The 19,494-nt window shown below is 33.9% G+C and carries 16 protein-coding genes and 1 tRNA gene; 7 read left to right on the forward strand and 10 right to left on the reverse strand.

Features of this window, described 5'->3' with window-relative positions:
- Positions 1–26: 26 nt before the first annotated feature.
- From tpiA to AC1B0Z_RS00335, 3 genes are all read left to right on the forward strand, one after another.
- Entirely contained in the window at positions 27–776 is a 750-nt protein-coding gene (gene tpiA, locus AC1B0Z_RS00325) for a triose-phosphate isomerase (protein WP_483793475.1), read from the forward strand.
- Between the two features lie 144 nt (positions 777–920).
- Positions 921–1,757, forward strand: a complete 837-nt coding sequence (prmA, locus tag AC1B0Z_RS00330) for a 50S ribosomal protein L11 methyltransferase (RefSeq protein ID WP_483793476.1) — start codon at positions 921–923, stop codon at positions 1,755–1,757.
- A 29-nt stretch (positions 1,758–1,786) separates the two neighbouring features.
- Entirely contained in the window at positions 1,787–2,062 is a 276-nt protein-coding gene (locus AC1B0Z_RS00335; RefSeq protein WP_483793478.1) for an ATP-dependent Clp protease adaptor ClpS, read from the forward strand.
- A gap of 63 nt (positions 2,063–2,125) precedes the next feature.
- On the opposite strand, the gene AC1B0Z_RS00340 is transcribed toward AC1B0Z_RS00335, so the two are convergent.
- From AC1B0Z_RS00340 to AC1B0Z_RS00360, 5 genes are all read right to left on the reverse strand, one after another.
- Positions 2,126–3,538, reverse strand: a complete 1,413-nt coding sequence (locus tag AC1B0Z_RS00340) for an MBL fold metallo-hydrolase (RefSeq protein WP_483793479.1) — start codon at positions 3,536–3,538, stop codon at positions 2,126–2,128.
- Between the two features lie 128 nt (positions 3,539–3,666).
- Positions 3,667–4,458 (reverse strand): sulfite exporter TauE/SafE family protein, encoded by a 792-nt coding sequence (locus tag AC1B0Z_RS00345; RefSeq protein WP_483793480.1) that lies wholly within the window; start codon positions 4,456–4,458, stop codon positions 3,667–3,669.
- Entirely contained in the window at positions 4,459–4,872 is a 414-nt protein-coding gene (locus tag AC1B0Z_RS00350) for a DUF6691 family protein (protein WP_483793481.1), read from the reverse strand.
- A 3-nt stretch (positions 4,873–4,875) separates the two neighbouring features.
- Positions 4,876–5,433: a YeeE/YedE family protein gene (locus tag AC1B0Z_RS00355; RefSeq protein ID WP_483793483.1), complete on the reverse strand. Its 558-nt coding sequence runs from the start codon at positions 5,431–5,433 to the stop codon at positions 4,876–4,878.
- 212 nt (positions 5,434–5,645) lie between these two features.
- Positions 5,646–6,275: a Crp/Fnr family transcriptional regulator gene (locus AC1B0Z_RS00360; protein WP_483793484.1), complete on the reverse strand. Its 630-nt coding sequence runs from the start codon at positions 6,273–6,275 to the stop codon at positions 5,646–5,648.
- A gap of 84 nt (positions 6,276–6,359) precedes the next feature.
- Here AC1B0Z_RS00360 and AC1B0Z_RS00365 point away from each other — a divergent pair.
- The 4 genes from AC1B0Z_RS00365 to AC1B0Z_RS00380 all read left to right on the forward strand — a co-directional run bounded on the left by AC1B0Z_RS00365 (position 6,360) and on the right by AC1B0Z_RS00380 (position 9,736).
- A tRNA-Arg gene (locus AC1B0Z_RS00365) sits at positions 6,360–6,433 on the forward strand.
- A 744-nt stretch (positions 6,434–7,177) separates the two neighbouring features.
- Positions 7,178–7,609: a hypothetical protein gene (locus AC1B0Z_RS00370; protein WP_483793486.1), complete on the forward strand. Its 432-nt coding sequence runs from the start codon at positions 7,178–7,180 to the stop codon at positions 7,607–7,609.
- A gap of 37 nt (positions 7,610–7,646) precedes the next feature.
- Complete coding sequence (locus AC1B0Z_RS00375; protein WP_483793488.1) at positions 7,647–8,147, forward strand: LytR/AlgR family response regulator transcription factor; 501 nt, start codon at positions 7,647–7,649, stop codon at positions 8,145–8,147.
- Positions 8,148–8,341: 194 nt separating this feature from the next.
- Complete coding sequence (locus AC1B0Z_RS00380; RefSeq protein WP_483793489.1) at positions 8,342–9,736, forward strand: sigma-54-dependent transcriptional regulator; 1,395 nt, start codon at positions 8,342–8,344, stop codon at positions 9,734–9,736.
- Positions 9,737–9,739: 3 nt separating this feature from the next.
- On the opposite strand, the gene AC1B0Z_RS00385 is transcribed toward AC1B0Z_RS00380, so the two are convergent.
- The 5 genes from AC1B0Z_RS00385 to AC1B0Z_RS00405 form a co-directional block, all read right to left on the reverse strand.
- Positions 9,740–10,576: a TauD/TfdA family dioxygenase gene (locus AC1B0Z_RS00385; RefSeq protein ID WP_483793490.1), complete on the reverse strand. Its 837-nt coding sequence runs from the start codon at positions 10,574–10,576 to the stop codon at positions 9,740–9,742.
- Between the two features lie 207 nt (positions 10,577–10,783).
- On the reverse strand, positions 10,784–12,898 hold the full coding sequence (locus AC1B0Z_RS00390; RefSeq protein WP_483793492.1) for a tetratricopeptide repeat-containing sensor histidine kinase: 2,115 nt from the start codon (positions 12,896–12,898) through the stop codon (positions 10,784–10,786).
- A 59-nt stretch (positions 12,899–12,957) separates the two neighbouring features.
- Entirely contained in the window at positions 12,958–15,081 is a 2,124-nt protein-coding gene (locus tag AC1B0Z_RS00395) for a tetratricopeptide repeat-containing sensor histidine kinase (protein WP_483793494.1), read from the reverse strand.
- A gap of 117 nt (positions 15,082–15,198) precedes the next feature.
- Positions 15,199–17,295, reverse strand: coding sequence for a tetratricopeptide repeat-containing sensor histidine kinase (locus AC1B0Z_RS00400; protein ID WP_483793495.1), 2,097 nt, complete (start codon positions 17,293–17,295; stop codon positions 15,199–15,201).
- Between the two features lie 51 nt (positions 17,296–17,346).
- Entirely contained in the window at positions 17,347–19,470 is a 2,124-nt protein-coding gene (locus tag AC1B0Z_RS00405) for a histidine kinase dimerization/phosphoacceptor domain -containing protein (RefSeq protein ID WP_483793496.1), read from the reverse strand.
- Between the last annotated feature and the right edge of the window lie 24 nt (positions 19,471–19,494).

Below are 19,494 nucleotides of genomic sequence, written 5' to 3' on the forward strand. Positions count from 1 at the left end.
TTCTTTTAGAACTTTAAAACAATATTATGAGAAAACATATCGTAGCTGGAAACTGGAAGATGAACAATGGTTTGTCGCAAACAAAATCCTTAATAACCGATTTAAAGAATCAAGCTAAAACCTCTGATGCAGAGGTAATGGTTGCACCTTCTTTTACAAATTTATGGAGCGCTTTTGAGTCTTTAAGGAAAGATGATATTGAGGTGATAGCACAAAATATGCATTTTGCGGAAGACGGTGCCTATACTGGCGAAGTAAGTGCAGGTATGTTAAAAAGTATAGGTGTAAAAACGGTGATTCTTGGACATAGTGAACGTCGCGAATATTTTAACGAGACCGATGCATCTCTAGCCAAAAAAGTAGATGCAGCGTTGGCAAACAATATGCGTATTATTTTCTGTTTTGGAGAAGAATTGGCCGATAGAAAAGCAGGGAATGAAGAAACTATTGTAGGAGATCAAATTAAAAAAGCGCTGTTTCATTTGGATGCTTCAGCATTCGAAAATATAGTTTTGGCGTACGAGCCAGTTTGGGCCATTGGTACTGGCGAGACGGCATCCCCAGAGCAGGCGCAGGATATGCATGCATTTATTAGAAAAACTTTAGCCGATAAATATGGTGTTGATGTAGCAGATGAGGTGTCTATTCTTTACGGCGGCAGTGTAAAACCAGCAAACGCACAAGAAATTTTCTCTAAACCAGATGTTGACGGTGGTTTAATAGGAGGCGCTTCATTAAAGGCTGAAGATTTCTTTGCTATTGTTAATGCATTTTAAAGCATAAATAATAATTAGGGCGGGGTCGCGCCTACCTGCCGGTAGGCAGGCTTTTCGTTCCAAGTCCTCGTTCGTCCCTCGCTGTGGGGTTTCCTCTGCAATCGCTAACGCGGGCGTACTTGCTAATATAATACGTCACACACCATGTCTAACACTATCTACATAGGTTATTACTTTAAAGTAAAACCAATACAACCTGCTACCGAAATTCTAATTGCGGAGTTAGGTTATGCAGGTTTTGAAAGTTTTGCAGAAACCGAAGATGGTGTTATAGCATACATTCAAAAAGAAGAGTGGCGTGAAAATATTCTAGAGGATATTCAAATATTAATTTCAGATGGGTTTGAAATATCTTTTACGTTTGAGGAGATTGAGCAAACCAATTGGAATGCCGAATGGGAGAAAAACTTCAATCCTATAGTAGTTGATCATTTATGTGCAGTACGCGCGCCATTTCATGAGCCCTTTAATACTAAATATGATATCATAATAGAACCCAAAATGAGTTTTGGTACTGGGCATCACGAAACTACACACATGATGATTCAGCATATTTTAAAAAATGATTTTAAAGGAAAATCAGTGTTAGATATGGGGTGCGGTACAGGGGTTTTAGCAATTCTTTCAGAATTTAAGGGAGCAAAACCAATTGATGCGATAGACTATGATAATTGGTGTTACTTAAATAGTCTTGAAAACGTAGCACGAAATAATTGTAAACACATCACGGTTATAGAAGGCGATGCATCTGTTTTAGGTGAAAATAAATATGATATAATTATTGCTAACATCAACCGTAATATTTTAATGCAAGATATGGGAACTTATATATCATGCCTAAACAAGAAAGGGATGATGTTTTTAAGCGGATTTTATGCCGATGATATCCCAATGATACAATCTGAATGTGAAAAATATCTGTTAAAATTTGAAGAAAAACTAGAACGAAACAATTGGGTTTCGTTAAAATTTTTAAATTAGTAGAGAAATTGCTCCCAAAAGATTAAGAAATGAGTTCAAAAGAAAAAACTTCAGAAGAATTACTACTCAAAGAAGCAGTAGTTACTCAAAATGAAATTGTATTACATAATGATGATGTTAATACTTTCGATCATGTTATAGAAACATTAATCTATGCCTGCGAACATACTGCAGAACAAGCAGAACAATGCTCATTAATTGTACACTATAAAGGAAAATGCACGGTTAAAACTGGAGATTACGACGATTTAAAGCCACGTTGTTCTAAACTTTTAGAAGCAGGGTTAAGTGCAGAAATAGTTTAAAGAAATAAAAATCTACTTTGTAGGCAGACCTCACAGGTTTTTAAAACCTGTGAGGTCTTTTTTTTATAATTCGGAAGGACAAACAAAATCGGATAGTGGTAAATCTGTTTTTTTGATAGATCCAAAACCACCAGCGATGTCAACCAAGTTATTAAAACCTCTAGCTTTTAATATTGAAGCTGCAATCATACTACGGTAGCCGCCAGCACAATGTACATAATAAGTGTCATGACTATCTATGGCATCCATGTTATCGTTGATGAAATCCAAAGGGAAGTGCACTACGTTATGTCCGACAAGATGCTGGGATTTATATTCTCCATCCTTTCTAACGTCCAAAACATCGGGAATATCTTTTGTGTAAATTTCAGCGAACTCTTCAGCTGAAATTGAGGTTACAGTGTCTATATCCTTGCCTGATTCTTTCCATGCGTCAATACCATTATTTAAATAGCCCAATGTGTTATCGTAGCCAACCCGCGATAATCGCGTCACAGTTTCTTCCTCTCTTCCTTCGGGCGTTAGTAGTAAAATAGGTTGTTTTAAATCTGTAATAAGGGCGCCTACCCACGGAGCAAATCCACCATTTAGGCCTATGAATATTGAATTAGGAATGTGTCCTTTTGCAAAATCGTCTTGGGTACGTACATCAAGTACCAATGCGCCTTGTTGATTTGCAATAGCCTCAAACTCTTCCGGAGAAAGTGGTGTGTTGCCTTGATTGAGTACTGCTTCAAAATCTTCATAACCCACTTTGTTCATCAAGGCGTTTTTTGCAAAATATTGTGGCGGAGGTGCAATACCGTCTAAAACTTCCTTAACAAACTCTTCCTTGGTCATATCTGCTCGCAATGCATAGTTTGTTTTTTTCTGGTCTCCTAAAACACCAACCGTTTCTTTACTTAAGTTTTTACCACAGGCAGAACCAGCACCATGGGCTGGATATACAATAACATCATCAGGTAATGTCATGATTTTATTTCGTAAAGAATCATATAACATAGCCGCCAAATCTTCTTTTGTTAAATCAGATTTTATTGCTAAATCGGGTCTACCAACATCTCCTAAAAACAAAGTATCTCCTGAGAAAATAGCGTGTTCTTTTCCGTTTTCATCAAGTAGTAAATATGTGGCAGATTCTAAAGTATGCCCAGGCGTGTGTAGTACTTTAATAGTTATGTTTCCTAAAGTAAAGGTTTCATTGTCTTTAGCTTCATGAATATCGTATTCTGTTTTGGCACCAGGACCAAAAATAATAGTTGCGCCTGTTTTTTTAGCTAAATCTACATGTCCTGAAACAAAGTCAGCATGAAAATGTGTTTCAAAAATATATTTGATTTTTGCATTTTCTCTTTTGGCTTTATCAATATATTGTTGTGTTTCACGAAGTGGATCTATGATAGCAACTTCACCATTTGATTCAATGTAATAAGCCCCTTGGGCTAAGCATCCTGTATATATCTGTTCTATTCGCATAATTTTATTTTTTGTCATTCCCTCGAACCAGCCTACCGGCAGGCAGGGGAGGGAATCTATTTAACTAGATATTCAATCAAAATTACAAAACATCGTTATTTTAGTTTGTAACTTATATTACTTTAAAACTATTTTAACTCTCTATATATAATGTAAGTAGCCATAATTAAAACAAAATAACCAAAGCTCTTTTTTAATTTTTGTCCGCTAATAAATTTTGACAAGAACACCCCTAAAACAATCCCTAATATAGAAATACCAGTAAATGTTAGTAAAAATCCCCATTCTATATCTAAAGTTTGAACATCTCCTACAAATCCAATTAATGAATTAATGGTTACAATGATTAATGAGGTGCCAACCGCTTTTTTCATTGGGATATTTGCCCATAATACTAAAGCAGGTACGTATAAAAAACCACCACCAGCTCCAATAATTCCTGTTATCGTACCAATTGCTAAACCTTGAATAAATGTTTTATAGTATGGTTGACTTTCAGTAGTTTCAAGGTTTTCTTTTCTGTTTTTTATCATAGAGTATGAGGCTAAAATCATGATAATGGCAAAAAATATCATGATACCCATATCTTTTGTTAGATCAAAACCTCCAAAACTAAAAAGTGTTTCTGGAATCCCTGGAACTAAATAGCGCCTTGATAAATATACCGCTACAAATGATGGAAATGAAAAGGCTAACCCTGTTTTAAAGTCGACTAAGCCTTTTTTGTGCTTTTGATAAGTACCCACCATAGATGATGTACCTACAACAAACAAAGAATATGCGGTTGCTATTACTGGATTATACCCCAAAAGATACACCAAAAGCGGAACGGTTAAAATAGACCCACCACCACCTATAAGCCCTAAAACTAGACCAACTATTAATGCACCAATATATCCTAATATTTGAGTAGAATCCATTTAGTGTGGTAGTTTGCTTTTAAGGAGGCCATAAATAAATGTTCCAAAAATAGCTGCAGCAATAACGATTAGCATACTCCAAACACCAGTGCCAAAAAGGATGTACATGGGGCCAGGACAAGCGCCAATTAACGCCCAACCTAAACCGAAAATAATACCACCGAAAATGTAACGTACTAATCCGTTTTCTTTTTTTGGTACAAAAATTTCTGTCCCTTTAATGTTTTTTATGTAGCCTTTACTTGAAATTTGAAGAAAAAGAATTCCACTTGCTATGGCTGTTCCAATAATACCGTACATGTGGAAGGATTGAAAACGGAACATCTCGTAAATGCGATACCATGATACGGCTTCGGATTTTACCAAAACGATTCCGAAAAATATACCTACTAATAAAAATTTTAGTGCTTTCATATCTTAAAAAATTAGGGGTAAAATAAAATTAGTCATAATCAATCCCCCAATAAAGAAACCTATTACTGCGATTAAGGATGGTTTTTGTAAACTGCTTAAGCCAGTAATTGCATGTCCTGATGTACAACCTCCAGCGTATCGTGTGCCAAAACCAACTAGTAAACCTCCAATAATTAAAAGTAGTAATGCTTTTGGTGATGCTAAAACATCTAGATTGTACATTTCGTTGGGAACAAGTGTTTGTCCTGGATTATTGAAACCCATGTTTTGAAGTTCGGTAATTGTAGTTGGATTTAAATCTGTTCCCGAATTGTTTGATAAGAACTGAACTGCTATAAAACCTCCTATAACAGCTCCTAGAACTACTGTTAGATTCCATATTTGATCTTTCCATTTAAAATTAAAGAAGTCGGCAAACTTACCTGCGCCTACCATAGTACACATGGTTCTTAAGTTTGATGACATCCCAAATGTTTTACCAAAGTAGAGAAGTAGTGCCATAACTAAGGCTATTAATGGGCCAGATATGTACCAAGGCCATGGGTTTAAAATGTATTCCATAATTGTAAATTTTAGTGCGAATTTATGTTTAAGGTTTATATTGTTTTGTAATATATGTTACTTAGTATGCAGAAGGTAATGAAATTATAACTGACTGTGGCAAACAGGTGCGCTAGGGATTGAACGGCATGTTTGAGCTCCCCGACGCAGGAGGGAGCAAGTAGTGAAAGCCCTCCCGATAGCTATCGGGATTGTGGTAGCGCCCAAATTATTTATAGCACTTCTATTTTGTTTCTGCTAAGTTTGATTTTGTTTTGATTTTCTAATTGTTTGAGGAGTCTGGAGATAACCACGCGCGAGGTGTGAAGGTCTTCGGCGATATCTTGGTGTTTTACAATGATGGTTTTTGAACTATGAAGCTTGGTTTTGTTGATGAGGTATTTAAGTAACCTTTCGTCCATTTTTATGAAAGCGAGGTTGTCTATGGCTTCGAGCATTTCGTCAAAACGCGTTTGATAACTTTCTAGTATGAAGTTACGCCAACTAGCGTTCTCGTGAAACCATTTTTGCATATTTTGCACGGGTATCATGATGAGTGTAGAGTCTTTTTCGGCTACTGCTCTTATTTTACTTTTTGTGGTACCCATACAGCAAGTTAGTGACATGGTGCAGGTTTCGCCAGCTTCAAGGAAATAGATGAGAAGTTCGTTACCGTCTTGATCTTCTCGAAGAATTTTAATATTGCCGCTTAATAAAAGTGGGATGTATTTTAGGGTTTGATTGATATCTATAATGATATCGTTTTGTTTGAACGAGACTAATTTGCCAATGGTTTCTATTTCTTTTATTAGCGAATTATCTAGGTTTTTATTGAATTTTTCTTGTAGGAGTGTGCGAGCCATATTCAAAAGTAAGAATTTAAAAAATTGAAAGAAATTGTTTGGTGGAGTTTTAATAAAAAATGTATATTTGCACCCACGAAAAAAGGCCATGTGGCGCAACTGAATAGCGCACTTGATTACGGCTCAAGAGGTTGCAGGTTTGAATCCTGCCATGGTCACGAATAAAACAAAAACTCCAGTGTTAAATCAAGCTTGCTTGAATTTATAAGCTGGAGTTTTTGTTTTTCAAAGCGGAGCTTTGTCAGGATATGTAATCCTGCTAAAATCAAGAATCATGATAAATAAAAGTAGGACTGTTTATCAAGCTTGCTTGAATTTATAAGCTGGAGTTTTTGTTTTTCAAAGCGGAGCTTTGTCAGGATATGTAATCCTGCTAAAATCAAGAATCATGATAAAGAAAAGTAGGACTACTTATCAAGCTTGCTTGAATTTACAAGTTGGAGTTTTTGTTTTTAATCCCGATAACTATCGGGAGAAGCTTTGTAAGGATATGCAATCTTATTAAGGATACTTAATGGGCAAATTCTTAAAATTAAGATTGTAGCGTTTATTATTTGTTTTTATTACTTTATTGATGCTATAAATTTTCCAAAGTAGTGGCTTAATATGTACGGTTTGAATTTTTTTTATTTTGAAAACCGAATTTATTTGGAAATATTAAACCAATGAGCAGTCTTTTCTTTCAAAATGTAATTCAATGTGTTTTTTATCTAATAAAATGACGAGAAAATAAGTATTTAGGATTTTTTTGTTTAATCCTATATATTGTGCGAATCTCATATCTTGTGTTTTTTGTTTAAGTAATTAAAGTCATTTTATTTTGTAAATCACTGTAATTCAAATATATATAATAATATTTAATAATGGCATAGCTTTGGCTTATCTGTAAATCATTAAAATTAATGGTTAAACAAAATATGGAAAACTTAAATATTAGTACAGATATGGAAATTACAAAAAACTTAGATTTAAATAGTAGCATTATCAAGCATAGTATTGATAGACTTACTTCAAAAATGCGATTCTTATTAAAAAAACTTTCATTTAGAAAAACTGAATTACAAGTTTTAAGAAATCCAGTAAGTAATGATAATATAAACATTACGAATTTAAATAATAGATCATCAAACTTATATAGCGTTGACAACAAATATTCGAAATTCAATGAATGTCTTAAAAACATGCCAGCCGTACAAAGAAAAGCATTTAAAATGAAAACATTTGCGCAATATAAAACAGCTTTTATTTGTGAAGATTTGGGTATTACCGAAGATGTTTTTTGGAGCTATATAAATAAGTCTCGAAATGAACTAATGATAGCTTTAGAGCTTTAAACTTTCGAAATAGTATTAACTTAAAACTGATAAAGCTATGTTATCATTTAATTACCAAGCACCAATTTATACATTTATGTCTATCGTGGACAATATTAACTATCTCTATGAAGAAGTATCTGCAAATAAGATTAATATCGACAATAACGCCGCAGAGGTAGCGGCTGATCAAAATAGTGATACTTCTAAAGAACCCATAAATTGTAAAGGACGTATTTTAACATATTATCGTAATGACCTCTTAGTTGTAAACGCCGCTGATATAGCTTTTATTTACAAAGAACATTCTATTACTTATGTTGTAACTCATAACGGTAAACGAAGTATTACCAATGATAGTTTAGACAGTTTATTCGAAGCACTAGACCATCATTTTTTCTTTAGGGTAAATAGACAAATTATAGTAAGAGTTTCAGCTATAAAAAGGATCGTTAAAATGGGTAATGGATTAAAAGTTGAAACACATCCGTCATCTGAAAATCTAATTATTGTAGGGAAAAACAAAACCGTTGCTTTTAAGAATTGGCTGAATGGTTAAGTGTTTTTTTTGAAAGATTAAACAAAACCTAAACTAAAACTAATTTTTTAAGAAAATAAGCAGATAAAACATTATTTAACAATCAAATATTTAAAAATGCTTTATATTTATTAGCTTGTTGGTTAAATTCCAAAAGTTTGATATAGAAACATCAGTAAAGTGTTCTGCTGTTTATTTTAAGATAGAAACATATAATGAGTAAAATTCTTATTGTAGAAGATGAATTTATAATAGCTCAAGATTTACGAGGTATAGTTTCCGGTTTAGGTTATGCGGTTATGGGAATGGCAAAGTCTGCCGCGGAAGCCATCGAGAAAATAGAAAACGAACGTCCTGATTTAGTTTTACTTGATATTAATTTAATTGGAGATGTTAAGGGGACAGATCTAGCTATAACACTAAAAGAACAATATGGACTAAATTTTATATACATTACCTCGTTCTCAGACCCGGAAACGCTGCATGAAATGATGCAAACAGATCCGTTGGGTTATATACTTAAGCCATTTGATGATCGTGATATCAGGGTTGCTTTAGAATTAGGTTTTAGTAAAATTGATGCCGAAGCACCTGCTACAAAGGCTCCTAAACAAAACGCCTCCTCTTCATCTGAAATTTATACAGGTCTTGGTCTTGATGCTACACATATTATAGGAGAAAGTAATGCTATAACAAATACATTAAAACAAGTACACAAAGTTGCATTTACAGATGTTACTGTACTTATTCATGGTGAAACCGGAACTGGTAAAGAACTAATTATGGAAGCCATTCATAAAAGTTCACCAAGAAAAAATAAGCCATTGGTAAAAGTAAACTGTGCTGCCTTACCTAGTGATTTAATAGAATCTGTATTATTTGGTCATGAAAAGGGAAGTTTTACTGGAGCTACCGAAAAAAAAATTGGAAAGTTTGAACAGGCCAATGGTGGTACTTTGTTTTTAGACGAAATTGGAGAACTGCCTTTAAGTAGTCAATCTAAGTTACTACGTTGTATTCAAGAAAAAGAAATTGAAACAGTAGGGGGAATAATGTCTAAAAAAATTGATGTTCGTATCATTGCTGCTACCAATAGAACTTTAGAGGAAGAAGTAACTAAAGGTAATTTTAGAGCAGATTTATTTTTTAGATTGAGTATTTTTCCAATAGCTGTACCTCCTTTAAGAGACCGTGGAAAAGATATTGAATTATTAGCCAATTATTTTATGGATCGGTTTTCAAAAAAAATAGATAGACCATGTCCAGAATTAGGAAAAGACAATCTTAAACATATTATGAGTTATAATTGGCCAGGTAATGTAAGAGAGCTGCAGCATTTTGTAGAGCGCGGTATTTTATTGGCGGAGGATAATATGCTATTTAACTCATTAACTACTGCAGATATAACACACTCTGAAAATTCAGGAAAATCGTTCGAACTAAAATCACTGGAAGATGTGGAACGAGATCAAATTATTCAAACTTTAAAGTTTTGCAAAGGTAAAATAAGGGGTAAAGGCGGTGCCGCAGAGATTCTTAAACTGCACCCAAGTACCCTCGATTTTAGGATAAAAAAGCTTGATATCAAAAAAGATAGCGATTACAAGTAAATATTAAAAATAAACACCTTCTGTAGTAGTGCGTCTTGCTAATGAGATTTTAGTAGTATCTGGTTTAGAAACTTCTCTGCGCGATATCGTATAGTTATCTATGATAATAATATCACCCGAGCACCATTTGTGACTATATACTGAGGTATATTTTGAGAATAATTCATTTAACTTAAAAATAATTTCGTTACTGTTTTTAAGCATAATCTCTCCTGTATGCTCGCAAATATTATATACTTCTTTCACAAATCTAAAATCAAAATAAAGACTTTGTTCTCCAGTAAAAGGATGCACACGTAATAACGGATGCACAATATCATCTCCAGAATACATAATATTAATACCCAACCAGTCTTTTTTTTGTTCTCCACTAATATTAGAATAAACCTCATTTAAGCTGATAAATGCAGTTTCCCAATTAGTATTGACATTGTCTAATATTTGAAAAACACTGATGTGCGGAGGGTTTTTTAAATTAGGATAGTCGCAATGCCATAAAGCGCTTGATAAATACGTGTTTTCGGCAGTTGCCTTGCTATCGTTAGTAATGGTGTGCGGACTTAAATAACTGACGCTACCATTTGTATTTCCAAAAAATTTAGTGATTTTTAGCTGCTCTGCTTCACTTAATACGCGATGAGATGGTATAACAAGCATGCCTCTATTTGTTAATAAAGTTTTTAGTTTGTCTATATCTTTATTACCAATTTTGGTTAAATCTATTTTAGTCTTTATCCTTGTACCAAATGAGTTTTCTATATTCTCAACATCAAGATTTTTACTTTTTATTAGTTTTTTTAACCCTATATTATTTAAAATTCTTTTAAACACTATGCCCATCCTTTTTGCTGTTAATTGATAACAGCCTTTATATTACTACTATCCACAGATAAAGAAGCAATAGACATGCCATATAATTATAATTTTTTTTAATATTTACATCTCTGTAAATCAGTTAATTAGGTAATTTTTGTTTATTGTTAATTAGATTTTAATTAACAATAAACACAATATTTAGTAGAAGTTGTGATACACTGTGCATTTAAACTATGATGTAGGCTCTTCCAAGGTTATTTTAAAACGTGTGCCTTGATCTTGTGCTATTTCTATAAAACCATTTAATTGTGCTACCAGACCTTGTACCAATTGCAGCCCATAAGAGGACAGATCTTCTAGCTTAAAATTGGTGGGCAATCCCTTTCCGTTATCGGCAACTACAAGTGTGTACTGCGATGTATTTTCAATTTGGTGGAATGCAATGGTCAGGGTTTTATCTTGATTTTTGGTTTCGGTAAACGCGTATTTATAGGCATTTGTCAGCAACTCGTTTATAATAAGGCCCAAGGGTACTGCAAGCGCCATTTGAATGTCTTTCTGTACCACGTTGAATTCAAATTGAACGGAATTCTTTCCCTTATCAAAACTTTTTTGAATGTTCGCAACCAACTCTTTAATATATGAGGCTATGGTGACCTTAGAGAATTGATCGCCGCTATACAGATTTTGATGGATAATGGCCATGGACTTTATCTTGTTTTGGCTATCGGTCAGGATATCGGTTAACTTTTCGTCATTACTATTATTTATTTGAACCCCCAAAAGGCTTAAGATGATTTGCAGGTTGTTCTTAACACGGTGGTGAATTTCCCGTATCAATAATTTTTTTTCGTTGTTTTTTTGTTCAATTATGTTTACCGCTTTTTGTTTTAGACGATAGCTGTTAAATATAATGAATACAAGTAGTGTTAAAAGGGCTAAAAATACCCCCAAACCTGCTTTTACTCTTTTGTCCTTTTCGGCTTCAATTTCTTGAATTTCATTTTCATTTTTTAAGAGTTTAATTTCAGTATTCTTTGCGATTACTTCTTCTATATAACGCAATCTTTCCGGAATCAAGATGCTTATTTTATTGTTGGTTTTAATTTTGAATCTGCGATACAAAATATGATACCTGCAACTTTCTTTATAATCTCCGTTTACTTCATAGATTTTAGATAATTCTAGATAACAATGTTTAATTCTAGGTTCTAAAGGGTCTTCTTCTTGTAATTCTTCAATACGTTGTTTATAAAGCCCAATAGCCAGGTCAAAAAATTCAGTAGCTTGCTGTTTATTGTTCCGTGTTAGATAAATTGCCCCTAGTTGTTGTAAACCATCTGCCTCTCCTATAGCATTGTTATTGTTTTGATGCGCTTGAATTGCTTTTTCAAAATAGGACACTGCTGTATCATAGGCTTCTGCATCATAGTAAGCCATTCCTAAATCATAGTAAATGGCTGCATAAGCCTCTTTTTGTTGTAAAGTTGTTGCTGTGTTCAGCGCTTTATGTAAGGTTGCTATGGCTTTTTTAGGATTCTCTTGCTTTCGGTACGATGCCGCTAATTTTAATAAAGGCTGATATAATTTTTCAGAAGCATTATCCTCTTCAAGTAAGGTGATGGCTTTAGTATAATTTTCAATGGCCTTGTCTTGGTTATTGGTGTAGGCATCATAAAAAAGACCTGTATTAAAATAAAATCGGGCTTTATCTTTTAGAAGTATGCCTGGGGCATCAAGGATGGCTTTACTCTCAAGTAAAATAGCCTCGATATCTTTTTTAGGGAATTGGAACCGTATATAGGCTTCAGTTATTTCTAAAGTACTATTAAAAATTACGTTTTTAGTTAATTGATAATCTTTGGCAATGTCATAGGCACTTTCAAAATAAAATGCGGCTATGTTTGTGTTATTCTCTTTTTCGCTTATAAAACCTGAAAGCACTGCTACATTTTTTAAACCTAAACCGTATTCTAATTTTGATGATATGGTTTGTATGCGTTCATTATAGGTTTTAGCGGAAGCTATTTGATTAGTTTCCAGTGCGTGAATAGCCAAATAATACAGCGCATCTACTTTTTGTTGCGCTAGTTCATCTGCACTTTCCGTTACCTCTAATGCCTTGTTGGCGTAATGGTAAAGACTATCCAAGCTTTTAGTGCCTTCTTCAAAATAGTGTTTGCTTATTGCCAGTAGTGTTGCTGCGCTTTGTTCATCGGTGCGGCTCTTTTTTAAGATGCTCTGCAGACTGTCCAGTCGTTTTGAGCCGTAACTTTGTTGTGCAAAAACCAAATGGGCATTTACGAACAAGAAAAAAATACCAATCAATGTTTTAAAAAAAGGCATGTAGTCTAGTGTTTAGTATAGGTTCATTTTTAGTATAGTTCACAGGTGTATACAACTAATTATAGTTCGTCAGTTTGTTTTTGTTTTGGTTCTTCCATTGTGATGTCGAATCGCGTTCCTTTATCCTGCGTCATGATAACCTCACCCTGCAATTGCGCTGCGAGTCCATGCACCAATTGTAGGCCATAAGAGGACAGTTTATCCATGGTAAAACCTTCTGGCAATCCTTTTCCGTTGTCTTGCACCATAAGCTGGTACTTCAATGTACCTTCCAATTGGGTAAAACTGATGTGTATGGTGTTTTCTTGCTTTTGCTGCTCTGTAAATGCATACTTGTAAGCATTGGTCACCAGTTCATTTATGATTAAGCCTAAGGGTACCGCAAGTGTCATTTTTATATCTTTTGGTGGAACATCCAACTGAAATTGTACCGGTCTGTTGGCCGAATTAAAACTACTCTTAATATGTGCAATAAGCTCGTTGATATAGGTGCTTACCTTTACTTGGGTGAATTGATTGCCCTTATATAGGTTTTGGTGGATCAAAGCCATGGATGCTATCTTGTTTTGGCTTTCTTGTAGGGCGGATTTTATGGCAACATCATTGGGTACGCTATTTATTTTAGCGCCTAAAAGACTAGAAATGACCTGAAGGTTGTTTTTGACCCGATGATGGATCTCTTGCATCAACAACTCATTTTCGTCATTTTTTTGTTTGATGGTGCTATAGGCCTTTTGTTTTGTTCTGTAACGCTCAAACAGCACCAAACCTATCACTATAGCAAGCGCAGAAAGCCCTACTAAGAGGTAGTTTGTAATTTTTTCTTTTTCGGAATTCAGAGCCTTGATTTTAAGTTGTTTCTCTAAAACAGCGAGTTCGATTTTTTTCTCATTATCGGCTTTAATGTTAGCAAAAGACCGTCTTTCTGAAGTCTTGTCCCGCATAAAAAGGCTGTCCCAGGCAGCGGCATGTTTTTTCCGGTAGGTTAAACTTTTTTTGTAATCATTTTGGAGTTTGGAAATATAAGCTAGATTACTATAAATAGATTGGTTAAAGTGAGGATGATTATCGTTTGCTATGGCATCGATAAAACTCATTTCGGCAAGTTTAAAATACTTAGTAGCTTCTTTACTATTGTTTTTTTCTTTATAACCTAGGCCTATCGATGCAAGCATGTCACCTTTAAATTCATCAGAACGGTTTTTACCTTCTTTTAAAGCTTTCTTATAATATTTAATTAAAGCATCATAATCTTTTAAATAATAATAACACCCACCTAGACCTTCATAACAATCTGCATAATACTCCTTAAGTCCTAAAGCCAATAATTCATTATACGTTTTTATGGCTTTTTTGTAATCTCTTTTATCATTTTTATATTCTCCAGCAAGTCTAAGCCGTGGATCCCCAAAAACGGTATTATTATCTTTATCAAATAAACGCACCGCTTTCTCCAAATATGAAACCCTTAAATCTACGTCGTCATTATTATCTTCATATAGATACATTCTAGCGATATGATAATTTAATAAGGCTTTGTCTTCTAGAGTAACCTTGGGAGCATCTTCCATAGCTACCCCTTCAATCAGTAACAACCGGGGAAGCCTATCGGTTTTGCCATGACGTAATAGGTGGTGCGTTAAATCGAGTAGGGTACGTAAAATAATGTGTTTAGGGAAGTTGTTTGCTGGGTTTTTAGCGATGGTATAGGCGCTATCCAAAACTTGAATTCCCTTGTCACGCTCGTCTTCTTCAAAGGTTATGATACCAGAAATTCTGTAGGTTAAAATCTTTCCATAGGTATAGTCCAATCTATTGCTTATTTCTTTTGCAATTTTTACATTATGCTTTGCGCTATCTATGGTTTTGGCGTTTTTAGATAGGGCATTACTTAAATGGGTTAATGCGATAACCTTTGGTTTTTCCAAACCGTTTTGGGCTTCGGCCAGCTTAAGGATTTCTCGGGAATATAAAGATAAGCTGTCAGCATTGTAGTTTTTAATCCGTGAGAAATAATGGCATAACTCTAATAGTTTTTCGGCCTTAGCTTGTGTGTTTTGGGCTTGCTTTACTTCAAGATGTAAACTATCTAATTGGCGCGTTTTGTTAAACGTTTGTGTATTACCAAATTGGTAGCTAAAAAGCGTCATTAATCCGAAAAGTACTAATTTGGTTCTGGTCATTTTTTAGTTTTAAAAAACTGAAATACGAGGGTTAGGAATGTATAGTTCAAGACTTATAAATTTACAATAAAATATTTTAATATTTTGATTTTTAGTGTTTTGAAATAATTCCTATGCTTAAGGATCTTTAACGGTAATTATAAAACATGTTCCTTTAGCTCTTGTAATTTGGATATCGCCGTGTAATTGCGCTACTAGACTTCGTACCAAGTCTAGCCCTAAAGAGGCTGAATTTTCCATATCAAAATCAACGGGCAGTCCTTTTCCATTATCTTGTACCATAAGGCGGTACTTCTTTGATGCTTTTTCTAGTTGTTTAAAACTTATGGTTATCGTATTTTCTTTGTCATGCCGGTTTGTAAATGCATACTTATAAGCGTTGGTTACCAATTCATTGATAATAAGCCCAATAGGCACAGCCAGTGCCATTGTAATATCCGTTTTCAACACATCATAACTAACTTGAATGGCGTTCTTTTCCTCATCAAAACTTTCTTGGATATGCGCTACGAGCTCTTTAATATAAGAAGACACCGTAACTTTAGAAAATTGGTTTTGATTGTAGAGGTTTTGGTGAATGATGGCCATGGACTTTATTTTACTCTTGCTTTCGCTCAATACGGTTTTCAAAAGCTCATTATCATCGTTATTATTGATCTGTGTGCCCAAAAGGCTTAAAATGATTTGTAGGTTGTTCTTCACACGATGATGAATCTCACGAATTAAAAGCTTCGTCTCATCATTTTTCGCTTCGATTGTTTTAATCGCTTTTTTCTTTAGGTAATTTCTATTGACCGATATGCCCAAAAGCAAAAGGACGAATACCACGGAAAACAACAATAACATTTTAAAAGACCTATCTTTTTCCGCTGTTTTTTCTTGCACCTCATTTTGAAATGCTAATTTTTTTATGCGCTCATCTTGCTCACTTCTCACTTTAAAAAGCGCATATTGTTCACTGATCTTTACATTATTTTCTGCCTTAAGACTATCATTATAAACATCATAAAGTTTATGATATGCCAAAGCCTTTTTGTATTCTTTTTTGGTTTTATATATTTTAGATATCAATGCATACGTAGATGGAATTTCAGATTTATCGCTATTATTCTCTTTCTGTAAAGCAATGGTTTTAAGGGATTTTTTTAGGGCAAGATCAAAAAACGAATGGGCCTGTTTTACCTCATTTTTTTTAAGATAAATTCTCCCTATTTGCTCCAAGCATGCCGCTTCTCCCGAATAGTCATTTATAACTTTATATTGATCTATAGCTTTTTTATAATTCAGTTCTGACTTCACATAATCTTTCATATAAAAAAAACAACTGCCAAGGCCAACATAAATATCTGCATAAGATTCTGGCACCTTTAACATTAAAGCCTCATTATAAAGGGCTATGGCTTTGTTATACTCCTTAGAGGTTTGATAGTTATTGGCTAGATCTAGCAATGGTAGATAGGCCAAAAAATTATGATCTTTTTTAAATAGGGCTATAGATTTTTTATAATTTATTTTGGCTTTCTCGTAGTCTTTGGTTTCATCATATAAGGACCCTAAATCTAAATAATAAAAGGCTTTAATTTGAAGTGGTACATCTGGATGATGTACCAAATCTCTTAATTCCGTTAGTGCCTTAACTATTACATCTGGGTTAAACCTGTAAACAGAATAAGCAGAAGACAAACTAATCCCCATTTTAAAAATAACCGCTTCTGGTACTTTGTATTCTTTTGCAATCTTATAGGCATTTTCTAATTGATAAAGGTAAAGGTTAACATCATTCTCATCTAAACTTAAATACGCAGAAAGGTAACTGGCGTTGCTTAAACCGGTACCGTAGTCTATGCTTTCTGAAATTTCTTTAAAAGTTTCAATATATTTTTTTGCAAGCTTATTGTCCTTTCTATCATAAGCCACAAAGGCCAAATGATTTAGGGCATCTACTTTTTGCTTTTCAAAGTTTTTAAGGGAATCCGTTAGGCTTAAGACCTTCTGTGCATAAAATGATAAACTGTCTAAATTTTTAGTGGCTATTTTTCTATGGTGCTTGCATAACTGTAGTAAGGCCTCAATCTTTTTTGTGGTGTTGGAAGCCTGACGCACTGCGATATGCAAACTATCCAGTGTTTTGCCATTTTTATGTTTTTGGGCAAAACCATGTTGGTATAGCAGACCTAGGACACAACAAAAAATTAGAAATTTAGATTTTAGCATGCTTTAGCCGTAATTATTTTTAGTCATTTTTTAATGAAACATTAGCTGTTATTATGCAGCTTTAGGTTCTTCTAAAAGAATCTTATATGTTGTACCTTGTTCTCGCATTACTTCAATGTTACCATGTAATTGGGCCACCAAACCATGTACCAATTGTAGCCCAAAAGAATTTAACCTTTCAATATCAAAATTTTCAGGCAATCCTTTGCCGTTATCCTTTACCAAAAGAAGATATCGGTCGGTACCTACACAATGGGTGAGCGCTATCGTTATTTGCTTTTCCGCAATATTGTCATCCGTAAATGCATATTTATAACTATTGCTGATCAATTCATTTAAAATTAGGCCTAAAGGTACTGCAAGACCAATTTTTATTTCCTTTTTTACAACGTTGAGATCTATTTCAATTTTAGTGTCATTACAGATGAACCCACTTCTGATTTCTGATATTAAATCATGGATGTACCTGTCTACGGATACTTTGGCAAACTTTTCTCCCTTATATAGGTTTTGATGTATAATTGCCATTGATTTGACCTTATTTTGACTTTCCGTCAATATGGTTTTTAAGATTTCATTGTCTTCATGAGCATTGATTTGAACACCCAATAGATTGGAAATAATCTGTAGATTATTTTTTACACGATGATGTATTTCGCCCATCAACAATTTGTTTTCCGCATTTTTTGCTTCAATTATTTTTAAGGCTTTTTGTTTGATACGGTTTCTGTTGAACACGATCAACAAGGACAAGAGCGCACATACTAAGAAAATCAATAACCCTAGTTTTACTGTTTTTTCTTCAGCCGCTTTTAGCTGTTGTAGTTTATTTTTATTCTCTAAGGTTTCAATTTCTTTATTTTTTTCAGCAGCTTCCTTTAAAAAATTAAAACGCTCCGTGACTTTTGTAGTTTGCACACTATCTATTTTTGTTTTGTTCTCCGTATATGCCATATGGTATTTTAAACTCTCTTGATAGTCATCTAAAAGTTCATGAATTTTTGATATTTCTTTGTAAGAAGTGGCGATATATATATCTATTTCATTTTGCTTTTTTAATACGGTAACACCTTTTTCATAAGCAGCAATAGCTTCTTTTAAAATGGTTTTGGCTTTGGTCTTATCACCCTTTTTTAAATAGATTTCACCTATTCTTTGTAAACAAAGTGCTTCTTCGGTAAAATCCTTAATTCGTTTATTTTCATGCAGAGCCTTTCTATAATACGCTTCTGACCTGTCGTACTCTTTAAGTTCAAAATAAGACAGCCCTAAATTATAATAAATGAAACTATAAGCCATATCTTGGTCTATGGATTTGGCAATTTTTAAGGCTTTATTTAGCGTTTCTATTGCTTTTGTATGCTCATTTATTTTTTGATAACATTCCGCTAAATTGATTATAGGATTGTTGATATACTGGGTATTATTGGTTTTTGTATATAAATTAAATGATTTGTTGTAGTTTTCTATGGCTTTATGCACATCAACGTCATATTGGTCATAAAAAAGACCGAATAGAAAATAGAAATAAGCCCTATCATCTAGCGGTACATCATCATCGTTTATTATAGCTATATTTTCGAACAATAGATGGGATACAATTTCTTTATTGTTTACGTTTATTAAGTAGATTTGACCAAGACTTAAGGCACTTTCGATAATCTTTGGCGAAGGTAAGTTATGATCTTTGGCTATTTGGTATGCGTTTTCTAAGTGTAGGGTAGCCATTTTTATATCATTCTCATATTGGCTCATACGAGAAGATAGTGTTGCCACATTTTTTAAACCATTGCCATAAGCTAATTCTTCTGATATGGATTGTAGTTGGTTAATAAGTTTGTTTGCCCGTTCAATTTCTTCGGTTTCAATGGCGCAAATAGCTAGATAGTAGAGCGCATCAGCCTTTTGTTCTATAAAATCGGGGTTAGCATTAGAAAGCTTTAGCGTTGCATTTGCGTAATAAGAGAGACTATCAGTGTTAATCGTTGTTTGGTTTGAATAATGCTTACATAATTCAAGTATGGCTCTAACTTTAGCTTGTTTGTTTTTAGCTTTTTTTACCGAAGTATTTAAGCGGTTAACGAGACTATCATTTATCTTAGGTTGTGCTATGCCAAACTGTAAAGTCAACAATATAATACCTATAAAAAGAAGTTTTTTAGTATGTAATTGCATGACCATAGGCATTGTGAAAATTTC

It is taken from the genome of Hyunsoonleella sp. J2K-J805, from assembly GCF_057167125.1.